General features: G+C 65.9%; 15 protein-coding genes, 1 tRNA gene and 1 other RNA gene. 7 read left to right on the top strand and 10 right to left on the bottom strand.

Translation table 11 applies throughout. The annotated features are described in order from the left end of the window. Positions 1-4 precede the first annotated feature (4 nt). Positions 5-1,240: an aminoacetone oxidase family FAD-binding enzyme gene (locus QMF81_RS11255; RefSeq protein ID WP_281750897.1), complete on the bottom strand. Its 1,236-nt coding sequence runs from the start codon at positions 1,238-1,240 to the stop codon at positions 5-7. 156 nt (positions 1,241-1,396) lie between these two features. On the opposite strand from QMF81_RS11255, the gene QMF81_RS11250 reads away from it, so the two are divergent. The 7 genes from QMF81_RS11250 to ffs all read left to right on the top strand — a co-directional run bounded on the left by QMF81_RS11250 (position 1,397) and on the right by ffs (position 8,091). Then, a complete protein-coding gene (locus QMF81_RS11250) occupies positions 1,397-2,383 on the top strand; it encodes a TRAP transporter substrate-binding protein (RefSeq protein ID WP_281750896.1) in 987 nt (328 codons plus the stop codon). 76 nt (positions 2,384-2,459) lie between these two features. Beyond that, positions 2,460-2,954, top strand: coding sequence for a TRAP transporter small permease (locus tag QMF81_RS11245; protein WP_281750895.1), 495 nt, complete (start codon positions 2,460-2,462; stop codon positions 2,952-2,954). Then, complete coding sequence (locus QMF81_RS11240) at positions 2,951-4,351, top strand: TRAP transporter large permease subunit (protein ID WP_281750894.1); 1,401 nt, start codon at positions 2,951-2,953, stop codon at positions 4,349-4,351. The genes QMF81_RS11245 and QMF81_RS11240 overlap by 4 nt, the downstream gene beginning before the upstream one ends. Before the next feature lie 27 nt (positions 4,352-4,378). Further along, on the top strand, positions 4,379-6,781 hold the full coding sequence (locus QMF81_RS11235; RefSeq protein ID WP_281750893.1) for a PEP/pyruvate-binding domain-containing protein: 2,403 nt from the start codon (positions 4,379-4,381) through the stop codon (positions 6,779-6,781). Positions 6,782-6,785: 4 nt separating this feature from the next. Continuing rightward, positions 6,786-7,844, top strand: coding sequence for a dual specificity protein phosphatase family protein (locus QMF81_RS11230; RefSeq protein WP_281750892.1), 1,059 nt, complete (start codon positions 6,786-6,788; stop codon positions 7,842-7,844). A 16-nt stretch (positions 7,845-7,860) separates the two neighbouring features. Next, a tRNA-Ser gene (locus QMF81_RS11225) sits at positions 7,861-7,951 on the top strand. Between the two features lie 43 nt (positions 7,952-7,994). After that, positions 7,995-8,091, top strand: an RNA gene (gene ffs, locus QMF81_RS11220) — signal recognition particle sRNA small type. Between the two features lie 32 nt (positions 8,092-8,123). On the opposite strand, the gene QMF81_RS11215 is transcribed toward ffs, so the two are convergent. The 9 genes from QMF81_RS11215 to QMF81_RS11175 are packed head-to-tail and all read right to left on the bottom strand — an operon-like array spanning position 8,124 to position 17,731. Continuing rightward, positions 8,124-9,029: a pseudouridine synthase gene (locus QMF81_RS11215; RefSeq protein ID WP_281750891.1), complete on the bottom strand. Its 906-nt coding sequence runs from the start codon at positions 9,027-9,029 to the stop codon at positions 8,124-8,126. Continuing rightward, on the bottom strand, positions 9,029-11,572 hold the full coding sequence (locus QMF81_RS11210) for a chemotaxis protein CheA (protein WP_281750890.1): 2,544 nt from the start codon (positions 11,570-11,572) through the stop codon (positions 9,029-9,031). Before QMF81_RS11210 ends, QMF81_RS11215 begins: the two co-directional genes overlap by 1 nt. 8 nt (positions 11,573-11,580) lie before the next feature. Further along, a complete protein-coding gene (locus QMF81_RS11205; protein ID WP_281750889.1) occupies positions 11,581-11,952 on the bottom strand; it encodes a response regulator in 372 nt (123 codons plus the stop codon). A 10-nt stretch (positions 11,953-11,962) separates the two neighbouring features. Continuing rightward, positions 11,963-12,694 (bottom strand): chemotaxis protein CheW, encoded by a 732-nt coding sequence (locus QMF81_RS11200; RefSeq protein WP_281750888.1) that lies wholly within the window; start codon positions 12,692-12,694, stop codon positions 11,963-11,965. Next, positions 12,691-13,470, bottom strand: coding sequence for a ParA family protein (locus tag QMF81_RS11195; protein ID WP_281750887.1), 780 nt, complete (start codon positions 13,468-13,470; stop codon positions 12,691-12,693). Before QMF81_RS11195 ends, QMF81_RS11200 begins: the two co-directional genes overlap by 4 nt. Further along, the gene (locus tag QMF81_RS11190) at positions 13,467-13,853 is read right to left on the bottom strand and encodes a PilZ domain-containing protein (protein ID WP_281750886.1); all 387 of its coding nucleotides are present in this window, start codon (positions 13,851-13,853) and stop codon (positions 13,467-13,469) included. Before QMF81_RS11190 ends, QMF81_RS11195 begins: the two co-directional genes overlap by 4 nt. Continuing rightward, positions 13,850-14,731, bottom strand: a complete 882-nt coding sequence (locus tag QMF81_RS11185; protein WP_281750885.1) for a protein-glutamate O-methyltransferase CheR — start codon at positions 14,729-14,731, stop codon at positions 13,850-13,852. The genes QMF81_RS11190 and QMF81_RS11185 overlap by 4 nt, the downstream gene beginning before the upstream one ends. Next, positions 14,728-16,677, bottom strand: coding sequence for a HEAT repeat domain-containing protein (locus tag QMF81_RS11180; protein ID WP_281750884.1), 1,950 nt, complete (start codon positions 16,675-16,677; stop codon positions 14,728-14,730). The genes QMF81_RS11185 and QMF81_RS11180 overlap by 4 nt, the downstream gene beginning before the upstream one ends. After that, positions 16,670-17,731, bottom strand: a complete 1,062-nt coding sequence (locus QMF81_RS11175; protein ID WP_281750883.1) for a chemotaxis response regulator protein-glutamate methylesterase — start codon at positions 17,729-17,731, stop codon at positions 16,670-16,672. The genes QMF81_RS11180 and QMF81_RS11175 overlap by 8 nt, the downstream gene beginning before the upstream one ends. Positions 17,732-17,867 lie beyond the last annotated feature (136 nt).

Genomic DNA, 17,867 nt, shown 5'->3' with positions numbered 1-17,867 from the left:
TCCTTCAGCTCCGAATCATGGCGGCGGCAGAGAGCCCCGCATGCCAGCCTGTGGCAAAGGCGGCGTGGAGGTTGAAACCGCCGCTGGGCCCGTCCATATCCAAGATTTCGCCGGCGAAAAAGAGCCCTGGCGTATGGCGGGACATGAGGGTGCGGGCGATGACGTCACTTCGGGCCACCCCGCCGCAGGTGATCATGGCCCGCTTCCAGCCGTCATGGCCGGTGACGGGAAGCGTGAGCCCGGTTATGGCCTGGGAGAGACTGCGGCGGGCCGAGGCCGGCAGGTGGGCGATGGGGGTCTCTGCGTCCAGGCTGCACCAACGCACGATGAAGCGCGCCAGCTTGGGGGGGGCCCAGGTCTCCAGGAGCCGGACGAGGCTTCGGCGCGGGGAGCGCTGGATGGCCTCCTGCAGGCGGCGGTCCATGGCAGCGGCGTCCATGCCGGGGGCGAGGTTGAGGCGGATGGCGGGGGAGGCCCCCGCACCCAGGGCCTTGGTGGCGTGTCGACTCATGTCGAGCACCGCCGGTCCGGAAACGCCGCTGTGGGTGAAGAGCACCGGCCCGGTGGTGTGTGCGAGGCTGCGGCCGGCGGCGAGCACCGTGACCTCCGCCAGGGCGGAGCTGGCTTGCGCCGGTTGGGTCCCGGGGCAGTGCAGCCCCACGAGGCCCGGATGCAGCGGCTCGATGCGGTGCCCCAGGGCTTCGGCCAGGCGGAAGCCGTCGCCGCGCGAGCCTGTGGCGGGATACGACATGCCACCGGTGGTCAGCACGACGGCGCGGCTTGCGATGGGGTCGCTGTGGATGCAGCGGATACGCCAATGGTCGCCCTCGGGACAAAGTTCCGTGACGCGGGCCTGGCAGCGCAGTTCCACCCCATGGGCGCAGGCCGCGGCGGTGAGGATTTGGGCGAGCTCGCGGGCGCCAACGCTGGCGGGAAAGATCCGGCCGTCGGCTTCGGCGGTGAGCCGAATCCCCACGGTTTCCAGAAAGGCGGTGAGCCGGGCAAGGGGGAGGCTATAGAAGGCGGGCTTGAGGAAGGCCGCGGCCGGGCCAAAGGCGGCGAGCATGGCCTCGGTCTCCATCTGGTGGCTGACGTTGCCGCGGCCATGTCCGGTGAGGGCGAGCTTGCGGCCGGGCCGGTCCATGGACTCCAGCAGCACGACCTGGCAGCCGCGCTGCGCCGCAGCTACGGCGGCCATGAGTCCGGCAGGTCCGGCGCCGATGACGGTGACGTGGTGCATGGCAAAAGCGCTAGTCCTGACCGTGGGGCAGGGCAAGGCGTGCGCCACCCACTGTTCCGCTGAACGGCTTTTTTTTTCGGTGAGCGGCATTGCCCAAACCGAGGGGGCAAGGATACGGAAGACCCACCGTAACCATTTACCTGGGAGGTTTGTGGCATGAAAAAGATTTCTGGATGGATGCTTGTGGTGGCCTTGGTGCTGGGCCTAGCCATGCCGGCCCTGTCCGCGCCCATCGTCATCAAGTTTTCCCACGTGGTGGCCGAGGACACCCCCAAGGGCAAGATGGCCGTGAAGTTCAAGGAATTGGTGGACCAGCGCCTGGCCGGCAAGGTGGTGGTGGAGGTCTATCCCAACTCGCAGCTCTTTGGTGATGGCAAAGAATTGGAAGCCCTGCTTCTGGGCGATGTGCAGCTGCTCGCCCCTGCCTTGTCCAAGTTCCAGAAGTACACGCCGCTTTTGCAGATTTACGATCTGCCCTTCCTGTTCAAGGACATGAAGGCCATCGACACCTTCCAGCGCGGGCCCCATGGCCAGGCGTTGCTGAATTCCATGAAGGACAAAGGCATCATCGGCCTGGGGTATCTCCATAACGGCCTCAAGCAGATTTCGGCCAATCACCCCATTCGGGTGCCTGGGGATGTCAAGGGGAAGAAGTTCCGCATCATGACCTCGGACGTTTTGGCTGCCCAGTACGAAGCCGTAGGCGCCATCCCCATCAAGAAGCCTTTCTCCGAGGTCTTCACCCTGCTGCAGACCAACGCCATCGATGGCCAGGAAAACACCTGGTCCAATATCTACTCGCAGAAGTACTACGAGGTGCAGCCGTATATCACCGAGACCAACCACGGTATCCTCGACTATCTGGTGGTTTCTTCCGTGGACTTCTGGGAAGGGCTGCCGGCGGACATCCGCGCGGAGCTGGAAAAGGCCCTGGCCGAGGCCATCGAGTACGGCAATGCAGTGGCTATGGCCAAGGACCTGGAAGACAAGCAGAAGATCATCGAGTCCAAGCGCAGCGAGATCATCACCCTCACCGAGGCCGAACGCGCCCAGTGGGTGGAGGCCATGAAGCCCGTGTGGAAGCAGTTCGAGAGCGCCGTGGGCAAGGAAAATCTCGATGCCGCCATTGCCAGCAACAAGTAAGGGGGGCGTTTTGGCTCGTATCCGCAATGTGTTGGCGGCGCTGGAGGAGGGAATCATTTCCCTCCTCCTGGCGTCCATGACCCTTCTGGTCTTCGTCGAGGTCCTCTTTCGGTTCGTGCTGCATCGGGGCATCGCCTGGGCCCAGGAACTCACGCTGCTGCTTTCGGGATGGATGGTGCTCTTTGGCGTCTCCTACGGCATCAAGGTGGGCTCCCATATCGGCGTGGATGCGCTGGTCAAGATCCTCCCCCCCAAGGCCCGGCGCCTGGTCAGTGTGGTGGCGGTGATCTTGTGCTTGGCGTACTGCGGCCTTTTTCTCGTGGGCGGCTGGGCGTATATCGCCAAACTCATGCGCGTGAACGTGTATCTGGAGGATATCCATGTCCCCAAATGGGTGGCGAGCAGCGTGATCCTCATCGGTATGGGGCTGTTGGCATGGCGCCTTTTGGGCCTTTTGGCGGCCTTGGTGCGTGGCGAGGCTGAGGGGTTCGAGCTCTTGGACGAGGCCAAGGAGAGCGTCTATCTGGCGCACGAGGAAAACCCCAAGGAATTGGAGGGGGATGACGAATGACGTCGCTGTGCCTGTTTACCCTCCTTTTTCTGTGTATCGCCACGGGCATGCCCATCGCCTTTGCCTTGGGGCTTTCCAGTATCGCCACCATTTTATTTTTTTCCAATGATTCGCTTGCCTCCATCGCCCTCAAGCTGTTGGAGAGCGTTTCCGAGCATTATACCCTCCTTGCCATTCCCTTTTTCATCCTGTCGTCGCAATTTCTCACCACCGGTGGCGTGGCCCGGCGCATCATCCGTTTCGCCTTGGATTGCGTGGGCCATGTGCGCGGCGGCCTGGCCATGGCCGGGGTCTTGGCGTGCATGATCTTTGCCGCGGTGTCGGGATCGTCACCGGCCACGGTGGCGGCCATCGGTTCCATCGTCATCGGGGGCATGGTGCGGGCAGGCTATCCCGAGAGCTTTGCCGCAGGGGTCATCGCCAATGCCGGCACCCTGGGGATCCTCATCCCGCCGTCCATCGTCATGCTGGTGTATGCCGCCGCCACCCAGGAATCCGCGGCGCGGCTGTTTATGGCCGGATTCATCCCTGGGATCCTCTTGGGCCTTGCCCTCATGGCCGCCATCTACGTGGTGGCGCGCGTGAAGGGCCTGCCATCCCTGCCGTGGGCGGGAGTGCGGCAGATCGTCCGCTCGGGGCTGGCGGCATCTGGTGGGCTGATGCTCATCGGTATCGTGCTTGGCTCCATCTACGGCGGGGTGTGCAGCCCCACGGAGGCAGCGGCCATCTCCGCAGTGTATGCCTATTTCGTGGCCGTGTTCGTCTACCGGGACATGGGCCCGCTGCACCGCGTCCCGCTGCGCGCTGCGGGAGAAAGTGCGCTGCGGGCGAGCCTGCGCTTTGTGCGGGACGCCCTGTGGGCCGTGCCGCGTTCCGTCATGCACCCCGAGGTGCGCCGTGTGGTGCTCGACGCCGCCAAGGTGAGCATCATGCTGCTTTTCATCATCGGCAACGCCATGCTCTTTGCCCATGTGCTCACCACGGAACGCATCCCTCACACCATCGCCGAGACCATCGTGGGCTGGGGGCTTCCGGCGTGGGGATTTCTCATCGTGGTCAATATCCTGCTTCTGGTGGCAGGCAACTTCATGGAGCCTTCGGCCATCACCATGATCATGATCCCCATCCTCTTCCCCATCGCCCGCAAACTGGGCATCGACCCCATCCATCTGGGCATCATCTGCGTGGTGAACATGGAAATCGGCATGATCACTCCGCCGGTGGGCCTCAACCTCTTCGTCACTGCCGGCATCACCGGCAGGGACCTCGCCTGGGTGGTGCGCGCCGCGGTGCCGTGGCTTTTGGTGCTGCTGGCCTTTTTGGTGTTCGTCACCTATGTGCCGTCCGTCTCCCTCTTTTTGCCGGAACTCATCGACTCCATTCAGGGGTATCGGTAGGCGGAAGCGGGACGATGCGGAGGCCCCATGGCGATCGAGCCTCGATTCCATGCCTTGGGGCGGTGGGTTCGCGAAACCTTCCGCCCCAGGCAGACCCTTGCCCAGCGCTACGCCGCCTTTCGGCGGGTGCTGGACCGTGATGCCCATACCCTCGAGTGCTTGGGTGCGCTCCACGAGCACCTGACGGGCGCCGACCCGGCCGATGCAGCCCGGATCCTGTGGCTGGCGCGTGAAAGTGTGGCCCGCGCCCGGGAACTCGTCCGAGCCCTTGCCCCCTTGGATGCGTCCCTTTCCCAAGGCCTCGGGGGTGCCCTCGTTCGCATTGGAGGCGCGCTTCCCCCGTCCCCCCCCTGGCCTCAGGACCCGCCGTATGTGCTCTCCCTCTCCGAGGCCCACCGTTTCCCGCAGCGCTGCGGCGGCAAGGCGGTGGGGCTTTCCCGGCTGTTATCCTTGGGCGTGCCGGTTCCTCCCGGTGTGGTGCTCACGGCCCAGGCCTTTGGGCGTTTTCTGACCGCCTCGGGCCTGGATACGGTCATTGCGCGGCATTTGCGCGTGGCGCGCGTGCACGACCCTGAGGCGGTGATCCGCGCCTGCGCCGCCATCCAGGAGGCCATCTTGGCGGCGGACCTCCCGGATGCGGTGGAAGCCGCTGTGGTGCAAGCCGTGCGGGCCTTGGGGGCCGACGTGCTTGCTGTGCGCTCCAGCGCCCTTGCCGAAGACGGCAAGGATTCCTTTGCGGGCCAGTACGCCAGCGAGATCGGGGTGCCGGTGGAGGACCTCTTGATGGCCATCAAACGGGTGTATGCCGGCAAGTACTGTCCTCGGGCGGTCATCTACCGCATGCGCCAAGGACTTCTGGATATGGAGACCGCCATGGCGGTGCTCATTTCGCCCCTGGTTCCGGCAGCGGTCAGCGGCGTGCTCTATACCCAGGACCATCACGGGGACAAGGCGCCGGTGCTGACGGTGCACGCGGTGCGCGGCCTTGGGGCACGGCTCATGGACGGCCAAGCGCGGCCGTCGCTTTTCGTGTTTTCCCGCTCCGACCCCCCGAGGCCGGTACTGTTTCGGGATAGCGACGCCACGGGGCTTGACGCGGATGTGCTTGGCGATTTGGCCCGCATGGGGCTCTGGGTGGAAGCCCAGTGGAAAACACCTCTTGACGTGGAGTGGGCCTTGGGCCCGCAGGGCGTGGTATTCCTGCAGGCCCGGCCGCTTCGGGTGCCCGGGCAGGCGTCGTGCGCCGAAGCACCGCCTCCGGATGCGCCGCTTTTGGCCGCGGATTTGGACCGTGCGGCCCCGGGAATGGCCTGTGGCCCGGTGTTTCGGGCCTATAGCGGCCCCCAGTACCAGCAGATCCCTCCCGGTGCGGTGGTGGCGGTGGTGAGCCTGGCTCCGGCCTTGTCCGCCTTCATGGATCGTATCGGCGCCATCGTGGCGGAACACGGCTCCCGGGCCAGCCATCTGGCCACGGTGGCGCGGGAGCGGGGGATCCCCGTGGTGGTGGGCATTGCTCCGCAGGCGCTGCCCCAGGGAGCGGTGGTGACCGTGGACGGGGACCGAGGCTGCATCTGGGAGGGGTGCGTGGCCGGTGCTGCATCGCCTGCGGAGGAGCGCGCCTGGTCGCCTGCGCGTTGGGAGGCCGTGGCGGCGCGTACGGTGCGTCTTACCCGTCTGGACCCCGCAGCCCCGGACTTTGTGCCTGCGGCCTGCCAGAGCGTGCACGACGTGGTGCGGCTGGCCCACGAAGGTGCGGTGCGGGCCATGCTCCATGTGACGGATCGCCGCGGCCGTGGCCTTGGCCGCGCCCGGCGCTTGCGTGTGGACGCGCCTTTTGCCCTGTACGTGCTGGATTTGGGTGCTGGGCTTGCGGCCCCAGGCCGCGGTCCGGTGGAGCTGGCGCAGGTGCGCTCCACGCCCCTGCGTGCCGTGCTCGACGGGCTGCGTGCCGGTGCGCGCCACTGGGATGGTGGGGTGTTTCACGCCGATTGGGCGGAGCTCGATCGGATTTCCGGGGGCATCGTCGGTCGGGAGAGCCGGATGCTCGGGAGTTTTGCCCTGGTGGATGCGGACTTTGCCCATCTGGGCCTGCGGCTGGGCTATCATTTCTCCCGCGTGGACGCCTTGGCCTCGTCGCGGGTGGAGGCCAATTACGTGCGCCTCAGTCTGGAAGGCGGTGGCGGCGCGGCCTTGGGGCAGTGTCTGCGCCAGGAGTGGGTGCGGCAGGTGCTGGAGGAGTCTGGATTTGCCGTGAGCGTACGCGCCGAGCGCCTAGAGGCTGTATACGCCCGCGTGTCTGCCGCTGCGACGCTAGTGGCCTGCCGGTTGGCGGGACGGTTGGTGGCGGCGCTGCGCTTGCAGGATGTGGCCTTGCGCTCTGCCGATGATGTGACCGAGGCGGTGCGCCGGTTTCTGACGCACACGGAGTAGCGCGATGTCCCAAGTGCACGGACCTATCTCCTGGGTGACGGACCGATTGGCCGTGGGCCCTGCCCCCATGACCCCGGCGTATTTCCATTTTTTGCATGAGGCGGGGATCAGCGCGCTGCTCAATCTCTGTGCCGAGTTCCCGGAACTTCCGGAGCTGCAGCGGCAGGCGGGCTTTGAGGTGTACTATCTGCCCATCCCCGACGAAGAGGCGCCGGATTTGGATGCCTTGGAAGCAGCCCTCGCCTGGCTCGACGAGTCCCTCTATCTCGGCAAAAAGGTGCTCATCCATTGCCGCTTTGGCATCGGCCGCACGGGCACAGTGCTCAACGCCTATTTTCTGCGCCGGGGGCTTGGGCATCGCCGCGCCTGGTGGGTCTTGCGACCGCTGCGCTCCAAACCCACCAATTTTGCCCAGTGGCGGGCAGTGCGGCGCTATGGCCGCCAAAACCCGAGCCTCAAAGCGGAGTCCCCGTCGCTGACATTCCCCTCCTCCCTGGATCTCTCTTCGGTGTTCGCTGACTATGAACGCTTGCTTGCCCGTGCCGATCAGGCCGTCGCGGGTCTTCCCCAATGCGGTATCCACCATGACCGCTGCTGCCAGCGCCCCGGAGATTTGGGCCTTGCCGCAGCTGCGGCCCTGGCTCAGTATGTGGATACGCACCTTCCAAGCGCAACGCGGCGCGCCATCATGCTGCGCGCCGTGGCCAACGTGCGGCGTGAAGACCGCATCCGCCACACGCAGGCGCCGAATTCCTGTCTGACGGGCGTGGGCGTGCTGTGTCCGCTCCTGGCTTCTGGTCGTTGCCGCATCCCCCAAGGTCGGCCGTTGGCCTGCCGCCTTTGGGGCCTTGATGCGCAAGGGGCTAGCCGTCTTTGGGAGGAAACCCTATCTCCGGCCTTGAAAGACTTGGACCGACAGACCTGGGCCGTGGTCACGGATGGGGCCCCCATTGCCGCGCTACCACGCTTTTCCTTCGCCCAGGTGGTGTCCGGCAGATGGGTGCAGATGGTGTTCGCCGCCATGGTGGAAAAAAGACTTGCCAAAGGTGCTGCCATCTTCTAATGGCCCTCTTCCACGCGGAGAGGTGGCCGAGATGGTTTAAGGCGCACGCCTGGAGAGCGTGTGTGCTCGAAAGGGCACCGGAGGTTCGAATCCTCTCCTCTCCGCCAGCTTTGCAGTTTTCCCCGACTACCCGGTGCCAGAATGCGGTGATGAGGGAAGCCGGGTGGCGGTACTGATCATGAACCCCGTGAGGTCCGAGAGGAAGCAGCGGTAGTGACCCAGGCCGGGTACCCGGCTTCCCTGGCAGGAGCGAAATTTCGTTCCTGCCTTTTTTTGTGCTTATGGTTCGGGCTCGGCTGGCGACGGCTCTTTGATGGGCCACAGGGAGAGGAAGTCCGCAGGCAGGCAGTGGACGGGAACAGAGTGCCCAAGCGTCTGCCATTGCGGCCAGGTCGGGGGCGTGCATACCGTGAACCCAGGAAGCACAAGGGCGGCGTGGTGGAGGAAAAGGCCGCCTTCCGTGCTGTCCGTACCATACCGGCCGTCGCCCACGATGGGGTGCCCACAGGCGGCGAGGTGGGCGCGGATATGGTGCCGCCGGCCCTTGAGGATGCGCACCAAAACCAGCGTGGAATCGGCATCGTGGCAGAGGGGCCAGATATGGGTGTGGCGCAGGAGAGAGGGATCGGGCTCCGGCAGTACCCGTACCTGACGCCGGCGGGCGTCGTCGATGCAGGCGGTGCACACCCGTGCTTGGGCGCAGTGTCCGTGCACCACGGCCAGATACCATTTGTGCACCCGGCCTTCGTCTTGCCACGCCTGATACTGGGCTGCCGCCGCAGCGGTGGCCGCAGCGAGCACGATCCCCGAGGTCGGGGTGTCTAGGCGGTTGAGGAGCTGCCAGCCGGAAAGTCCCAAGAGCGGCAGGGCCTCTTCCAGGCTTCCAGGAAGAGCACCTCGTACGCTGGGCATGCCTGCGGGTTTGACGATGGCGGCAAAGGCGTCTGTCTGCACGAGCAGCCGGGCCTTGGGCAGGAGCGCGCGCGGCGTGGCGTCCGTTGCCTCAGCGATAGTGACCCATTGGCCTGGCTGCACGAGCGCCCCCTTGCGGACAGGTCTGCCGTCCACCAGCACGCGGCCGGCCTTGATGAGCTGTTGTCGCCCCCGGCGGCCAAGCGGGCATATGCGCCCCAGGACCACGTCCAGGCGGGCAGGGGCAGGTCCGGGGAAGCGAAAGGACGCCATCACGCCTGCCGCATGGCCATGCGGAAGATCTCGTGGGGATCGAGGATGAGGATCACGCGGCCGTCCCCGAGGATCGTGGCCCCGGAGATCCCGGGGATGTCGCCCAGGTAGTCCCCCAGGGTCTTGATCACCACATCCTGGCGCAGCAGAAGCTCATCCACCACCAGCCCCAGGCGCCGATCCTGCACCGCGATGAGCACCGTGGGCAGGGTTTTTTCGCTGCGCTGCGCCGTGGGGAGCCCAAGGATGTCGGCCAGGTGCACCAAGGCCACCACTTCGCCCCGCAAGGTGACGGCCTCCCGGCGGTTGATCCGCGAGATGGTCTCCTTCGGGATCTTGGTGGTTTCGGAGACGGCATCGAGCGGGATAGCGAAGATGTGTCCCGAGACCCGCACCAGGAGGGCGTCGATGATGGCCAACGTGAGGGGGAGCGACAGGGTGAAGCGCGTGCCCTTGCCCACCTCGGAGGTCACCTGCACCGAGCCTTTGAGGTCCTTGATGTTGGTGCGTACCACGTCCATACCGACACCCCGGCCGGAGATGTCCGTCACCTGCGCGGCAGTGGAAAAACCTGGGGCAAAGATGATCTCGCGGGCTGCGGCGTCGTCCATGCTGCGGGCCTGCTCTGGGGTGATGAGGCCCTTTTCCACCCCTTTGCGGCGCATGACCTCCGGATCGATGCCCCGGCCGTCGTCCTCCACTTCGATGACCACGGCGTTGCCTTTGTGGGCGGCGCGCACCCACACCCGGCCGGTTTCCGGCTTGCCCAGGCGTCGCCGCTCTTCCGGGGGCTCCAGCCCGTGGTCCACGGCGTTGCGGAGGATATGCACCAAGGGATCACCGATGACTTCCACCACGCTTTTGTCGAGCTCGGTCTCTTCCCCTTCGGTGATGAGCTCCACCTGTTTGCCGGACTTGCGCGAAAGGTCGCGGATGAGGCGCGGGAACTTGGAGAACACCGTGTGCACCGGCAGCATGCGCACGTGCATGATGGTGTCCTGCAGGTCGTCGGAGATGCGGGTCATGGAGTCGGTGGTCTCCAGGAGGTGCTGGGCCACTTCATGAGGATCACCGCCCGCGGCTAGGTCCCGGGCCAGCATGGCGAAGCGGTTGCGGTTGATGATGAGCTCGCCGATGAGGTTCATGAGGTGGTCGAGTTTGGCGTGCTCCACGCGGATGGTGCTCGTGCTGCGGCGCTCCGCAGCCGGGGCTGCGGTGGTGGTCGTCGGCGCGGGGTCAGGGGTGGGCTTGGGGGACTCCTGGGGCGTTGGGGCAGCGGCGGGTGCTTCTGGCGTTGGTGGGACGGGCTGCCCTGCGGCGCGGGGGGCCTTGAGGCCTGCAAGGGCCGATTCCACCATGCTTTCCAGGATGCCGGCCTCCTGGGTGAGCAGATCGAGCATCACGGAAAAGTCGATGCCTTCGTCGCGGGCCTTACCCACCAATTGGGCCGTGCGCTGGGCGTAGACGCGCAGCTCCTCCAAGTCCATGTAGGCGCAGGCGTTGTGCAGGCTGGTGAGCGAGCGGTAGATGGCGTCCACCAGATCCCGCTGGGCGGCGTCCTGCCGCAGACCTTCGAGGGCGGCGAAGATGGTGGCTAGCTGCTGACGTACCGTGCCTTCGAAGACTTCCAGGTCTTCGGCGTCCCGGTTTTTGGCGTCCCGGCCGGCAGGCGCTGCCGTCGGGGGGGCAGGCGGTTCGACACAGGCGGTCGGGGCGCTTGCCGTGAGGGCGCGCACGGCGCTGAGCGCCGGGGAGATGTCGGGCGGAGTGACGCGGCCGGTGGGTTCGATGGCGGCAATCAGGGACTCCAAGGCGTCCACTGCGGCGAGCAGCGCATCGATCATGGCCCGGGATACGGGGCATTCGCCCTTGCGTGCCCTGCCGAGGAGGGTTTCCGCCTCGTGGGCCAGCTCGTTCATCTCCACGTATCCGATGATGCCGGCGTTGCCCTTGAGGTTGTGGAAGGCGCGGAAAAGGTCGTGGATGAGCTCGGTGTTTTCGGGATTGGATTCCAATTCCACCAGGCCGCGGGAGAGGGTGCCCGTGATCTCCGCCGCTTCTTCGAGAAAGTCCCCCAAGTGTTCTTCGCTGACGATGGCCAGGCTATAGGGCTGCGCTGCAGGGGCAGGGGCTGGGGCGGCGTCGCAAGCGCAGTCTTGGTCAAGGACGCGGTCGAGCTCGGCCATGATGGGGGCGATGTCCAGGTCGCCTTCCGTACCTGTGGCCTCCAGGGCGTCGAGCATGGCGCGCAGGGCGTCGGTGGTCTTGAGGATGAGGTCCATGGTCTCGGGCCGCAGGTGGCATTCGCCCTTACGCAGGGCATCCAGGACGTTTTCGCCCTTGTGGGCCAACTGGTTGAGACGGTTGAGACCCAAAAATCCCGAAGCACCCTTGAGAGAATGCATGGGCCGAAAGATGGCATCGAGGAGGGCGTGGTTTTGGGGATCGCGTTCCAACTCCAGCAGGGCGGGTTCGATGGTCTCCAGGTGCTCTCGGGCTTCGACGATGAAGTCGCCAAACACGTCGTCCATGGCTGCGTTCATAGTCCCTCCTAACCCAAGAGCATCTTGACGTTCCGCATGAGTTTTTCCGGTTGGGCGGGCTTGACCATGTACATGTTGGCCCCCAGCCGCAACCCGGCCTGGATGTCCTGTTCCTGGCCTTCGGTGGAGAGCACGATGATGGGCAGATCTCGGTAGGACTCCTGCTCGCGCACAGTGCGGATGAAGGTGAATCCGTCCATGCGCGGCATGTTGATGTCGGAGATGAGCAGATCCACGGGCTGTTTGGCGCTGTAGAGCTTTTCCAGGCCGTCGATGCCGTCTTCTGCGGCAGTGACCTTGAATCCTTCTTTCTTGAGGATGAAGGCCACGAGATTGCGTACGGTCTTGGAGTCGTCCACGATGAGAATGTGCTTGGCCATGGAATACTCCTTAGGGTTGGAGAACGGCGCGCACGATGGCGGCCACGGAAAGGATGCCGGTGAGGCGGCCCTGGCGGGGGATGATCCCAGCCAGGAGCCGGTTGCCTTCGCCCAGATGGGCTTCCACGTTCCATTCCACCTCGCCGTGGCGCACCTGCTGCATGGCGCAGAGCCCGTGCACTACGAGGCCGAGCTGCAGCCCTTCGCCGCGGCACAGGACGATGAATCGTTCCTGGTCTTCGGCGCGCATGGGGATTTCCAGGAGTTCCGCAAGGCGCACCAGGGGCGTGACCCGGCCGCGCAACTGGGTGATCCCGGCCACAGCCTTGGGGGCGGCAGGAAGGCGGGTGGGCGGCACGAAGGGCACCACTTCCTGGACCTCGCTGACCGGCAGAAAGTACTCTTCGCCGCAGACACGAAACCCCACCAGGCGCAGGAGGCTGTCCGCCGCTGGGGCGGGGGGGGATTGGGCGGCATCCTGCTGCGGCATGGCCTTGGGCGGGTGCGGCGCGGTTGGCGGCGTGGGCGAAGGGGTCTCGGGTTGGGGCGCGGGCGGCGTGGTCGGGGGGGGTGGTGGTGTTTCGGCGCACGCGGCGGAGTGCCTTGGGGTGGCGTCTTCTTCCACGCACAACCCGGCGTATTGGCGTAAAAACAGGACTTCTTCCGGGGTAAGGTCTCCGACCGCCGGCAAATCCAGCGGGAGGTCCTGGAAATAGGCTTCCGGGCTGACGACCTGGGTCATGCGGCCTCCGGCAGGTGCTGGGTGAGAATCTCTTGCGCCAGCGCCAGGTACTCCTGGGCGCCTCGGCTGGTGGGGGCGGAGTGGAGGATGGGTTTGCCCTGGGCGCTGGCTTCACGAAATTTGGTGTCCATGCTGATGACCGTGCGGCAGACGCGGGGCCCCAGCTTGCGCTCCATGAGCTCCATGACCCGGCGGCAGGCGCTGGCCCGGCGGTCGTACAGGGTGGCGAGCACCCGCACCGGGATGCGGCGGCCAAGGCCCCGCTCCAGGGTGCGCACGGTGTGGAAGAGCAGCGAGAGCCCATGCAGGGCGAGGAAATCCGTTTGCACGGGGACGAGCACCAGATGGGCTGCGGCCAGGGCGTTGACAAGGAGTATCCCCAGGTGCGGCGGGCAGTCCACGATGACCACATCGAAGGGCTCGGGGATGGCGGCCAGACGCCGGGCGAGGATGCCGCCTTTTTCCGGGATGTCCCGCAGGGATTGCTCCAGATCGGACAGGGCGCTCACCGCAGGCACCAGGGCGAAGTCGAAATCACGGCGTGGGCTTATGGCCTTGGCCCAGGCGGCGGCGTCGGGTTGGGTGCTGAAGAGGTCCAAGGCGGAACCGGTGAGTGTCCCGGGATAGTGGGCGAGATGGATGGAGGCGCAGGCGTGGGGGTCGAGGTCGATAAGCAGCACCTGCTTTCCCAGGTGCCGCAGGCTCGCCGCCAGGGAGACGGCGGTGGTGGTCTTGCCCACCCCACCCTTCTGGTTGGCCACGGCGATGGTCTTCATGGTCGCGCCTCCAGCAAGCGAGTCAGGAGTCGCTCCCAGGCGCGGCGGTCGTCGGGGTCGATGTCGGTAAACTGGAGCCCCAAAAGCATCCGCCATCCGTGCTGCTGCACCCGCACCACACAGCCTACGGCACGCAGCTCTTGATGGACGGCGTTTTCCAGGGCCTTGAAGAATCCTGGATGGTAGAGGTTGAGACGCGGCACCACAAGTCGCATTTCCACTGGGGTTCCGGGAGAAAGGGCGAGGCCGCACTCCACGGCAAGCCCGGTGGCGGAGACGTCCCGGCATGCGGCGTCCACCCAGGCCGTGGGCGGGAAGGCCACTTCCCGCAGCCGCAGGCGGTAGGCCTTGGGCAGCCGAGGTGCTTTGCGCCGCTCCCTCATGGGGTGCGCTCCTTTTGGTAGATGATGCAGCCGGGGTGCTGCACCGGCCGAAAGGCGCGGGAGAGGTTGTGCACCGATTCCGAATGGCCCAAAAAGAGGTATCCGCCGGGCAGAAGGTTGTCGTAGAATCCCGAGAGCACCTGGCGTTTCATGTTGTCGTCGAAGTAGATGATGACATTGCGGCAAAAGATCACCTGGCTGCGCTCCACCCGGCGCACCTGCAAGCGGTCACTCAGGTTAATCTGGCCAAAATGCACCAGGCGCTGGACCTCCTCGCGGATGCGGAAGCGGCCGCCACCTTCGCTATGGAAGTATTTGGCGACAACATCCGGTGGCGTGGTGCGCAGGCTGTATTCGGAATAGATGCCGCGTTTTGCGGCGTGGAGTACGGCATCGGAGAGGTCGTTGGCCGTGATGCGGATGTTCCAGGAGGCGATTTCGCTTCCCAAGACCTCATGGCAGACAATGGCCAGGGTGTACGGTTCTTCTCCCGTGGAGCACCCGGCGGACCAGATAAGGACCGATCGCGTGGCCCGTTGGCTCTCCAGGATTTCCGGCAGGACCTTTTCCTGGAATACGGCGATTTGCGGCGGATTGCGGAAGAAGCTCGTTTCGTTGGTGGTAATGACCTCGAAGAGCTTGCTCAGTTCCTTTTTTCGGTCCGGATCGAATTTGAGAAAATAGTAGTACTCGTTGAAGTTTTTGAGGTTGAGTTCCCGCAACCGGTTGGCCAGCCGATTCTCCAGGAGGTACTTGCGGTTGTCGCCGATATAGATGCCGCTTTGTTCGTAGATGAAGTCGCGCAGGTTGCGGAACGCCTCGTCGTCGATGCGCGTCTCCCGCTCCAAGGTGATGGTCTTGGAGAAGAGCGAACTCATGATCGCACCTCCCCGGCCGTGGTATCCAGGTTGTCCAGGGCCCGTTCGGCCGCGGCCTGGATATCCGGGTTGGGATTGCCCAGGGCGGCGAGCAGGGCATGGAAGGCGGCCTGCCCGCCCATGCGGCCCAGTGTCTCCACGGCCTTGATGGCGAGCAGGGTGTTGTCACTTTGCACCAGCGGGATGAATTGCGGGGCGAAGCGGGTGGCACGGAGCTCGGCCAGGGTTTCCATGGCCCGCACCCGCACCCAGTCGTCGTCGTCATGGAGGAAGGCCGCCACGTGCTCTTCCCAGGTGGGATCGGCCTCGGCCAGGCTGGCGGCGGCTTCAGCCAGGGCCAGGCGCACCGGGGCGCTTGCGTCGTGGGCGAGGGGCAGTATGGCCTCGCGGATGGCGGCGTCTTTTTGCGCCGCTGGTACCAAAGCCTCCAGGGCGATGCGCCGCACGTCTTCCACCGGGTCTTGCACGAGGCGTACCAGGTCTTGGGCAAAGCGCTCGGCCCCCAAGCGTCCCAGGGCCGCGGCGGCCAAAAAGCGCGGCAGAGGGTCCGGGGCGTGGGCCATCTTGAGGAAGTGGCTTTCCACCTCGGGCCCGCCCAGGGCCACTGCGGCCTCCAGGGCAGCTTCTTTGACGTCGTTGTACGGGTGCTCCAAGAAGTGGAGAATCTCCGGGGCGCAGTGGTGGCACTGGAGGGTCTTGCCCAGGAAGATCAGGGCGTTTTTGATCACCGTCCCATCCCGGGCCGTGGCGAGGATCTCGCGAAATGTATCGTGAAGCCGCTCGTCTCCATGGCGGGCCATGACTGCGCTCATGCGGCGCTGCACGTCCCGGCCATGGAGGGGGAAGGCCGCTGCCAGGCGCAGGGCCGCTTCCGGGGTGCCCAAACGGTCGATGACCGCTACGGCTACGGTGACGAGGGCTTCGTCGTCGGCATGGAGGGCATCGTCCAAGGCGGCCTTGAGGGCCGGTGCGGCGCCGGTGTCTTTTAGGGTGGCCACGGCCTCCACGGCCTTTTCCAGGCGTTCGGGGGCGGAATCCGGGTTGATGGTGGCGGCTACGGCCAGCATGCGTCCTGCCGCCTCGCCGTCACCCGTGGCTCCAAGGCCGAGGAATGCCGCGTCCTGGATGTCTGGGTCCTCGTCGTCCAAAGCGATGCGGAGGAATTGGCGAAAGCTCGTGCGCTGCTCTTCTGGCAACCAGGAGAGGGCCTTCGGCCCCAAAAGGAGCACCACGGCGCGCACCATCTTGGTGCGCAGGGCGTCGGGGGCGCTTGGCATGCGGGCAAGGAGCAGGGGCGCGGCCTTGCGGTTGCCCATGGCCGCCAGGGCGTCCACGATCATGGAGGCCACCAGTTCCGAGCTATGCTCCAGGGCGCCAGCTAAGGCCTGGATGGAGGATTCGTGGCCGATCTTCATGAGCGCCTCGATGACGGCAAAGCGCACCCATTCGTCGTCCCCCAGGGCGCGGTTGAGGGCCGAGGCCGCTTCCGGGTAGCCCAGTTCCCCCAGGCTTACGGCCGCCTGATAGCGCACGTTGACGTCCGGGTCGTGGAGCAGGGCGTCGCACAGTGGTGGTACGGCCGTGGCGTCACCACACGCGCCAAGGATGTCGGCGGAAAAGATGCGCACGTCTGGATCCGGATCGGTGAGCAGCGGCAGGAGTGCGTCTTGATGCGGGCCAGCCAGGGCGCGCAACAGGTCCATGGCCAGATTCCGGGCCACCGGGCTTTCTTCGCGCAAAAAGGGCAGCAGTGCCTCCACTGTGGAGCGGCCGTTCAGTCGGCGCAGGGCCATGTCCACGGCCTCTTGCACCCCAGGGCTTGGTGAGTGGAGCAGATTCACCAAGAGGGGGATGGCCTCCTGCATTTGGGCTTCGGCGGCCTGGAAGGCCCCTTCGCGCTGGTCTTCGGCGTTGGGGCTTTGGAGCAGGGAGAGGATATCAGCCATGGTTTCTTCCTCGTTGAGATTCGCGGCCTGGGCATCCTCCAAGCTGCATCAATGTCTCGGCAATGGCCTCCAGGTCCACCACCGCATCGGCGATGCCAGCGTCCACCACGGCCTTGGGCATGCCGTATACGGTGCAGGTAGCTTCGCTTTGGGCAAGGACCACACCGCCAGCGGTCTTGAGCTGGCGGGCGCCTTCCAGGCCGTCGCTGCCCATGCCGGTCATGACGAGGGCCGCGGCCCGGTCGGCACAGGTGCGCGCCACCGAGGCGATGAGCTCCGTGGCCGACGGCTTGTACAGGGCGTCTTGAGGCTCTTGTCCCACTTCGGCATGGAGTCGCAGCCCCTGGCGCCGCACCCGCAGATGCAGCCCCCCGGGGGCCACGAGCACCAACCCCGGGGCAAGGGCCATGCCGTCTTCCGCCTCGCGCACCGTAAGGGCGCTGGTGGCGTCCAGACGCTGGGCAAAGGGGCCGGTAAAGGCCCGGGGCATGTGCTGGGCGATGAGGATGGGCGCCGGGAAGTGGGCGGGCAGGGCCGCGAGGATGCGTTGCACCGCTGGCGGGCCGCCGGTGGAGACGCCGATGGCGATAAGCTCCACGCCCTTGGTCCGCAGACCGGGGGCCGGGGCAGGACGCGGCGCGGCAGAAACTTTGGAGGCGCGCCGCCGGGCCACGGCCTTGACCTTGGCGCGCAGCTCGGCCTCGATGTGCACGATCTCGAGGCTCACCCGCGACAGGGCCTTGGGGATGAAGTCCACGGCCCCGGCATCCATGGCCGCCAGGGTCTCTTCCGCCCCTTCACGGGTGAGCGAGCTCACCATGAGAATGGGGCGGGGGGCCTCGGCCATGATGCGGCGCACGGCAGTGATACCATCCATGACCGGCATCTCCACGTCCATGGTGACCACATCCGGGTCCAAGCGCTGGACCATCTCCAGGGCTTCGGCGCCGTTGGAGGCCGTGCCGACGACCTCGATGTCCGGATCTGCGGCCAGCATGGTGGCCAGGGCCGTGCGCATGAAGGCGGAGTCATCCACCACCAGGACGCGAATCATGAGAGCTCCTTGGGTTGGGGGATACACAACGGCAGAAAGCAGCGCCCTTGTAGCCCAAACCCAAACCACGGGGCAAGGCCGAGATGCGCCAGGCGCGCATGCAGGTGGTCTCGTCGCCACGCACCCGACACCTGCC

The organism is Thermodesulfomicrobium sp. WS (genome assembly GCF_027925145.1).
Lineage (GTDB): Bacteria > Desulfobacterota > Desulfovibrionia > Desulfovibrionales > Desulfomicrobiaceae > Thermodesulfomicrobium.
Note: the sequence above shows the minus strand (reverse complement) of the source record. Positions and strands in the feature narration are given on the sequence as shown.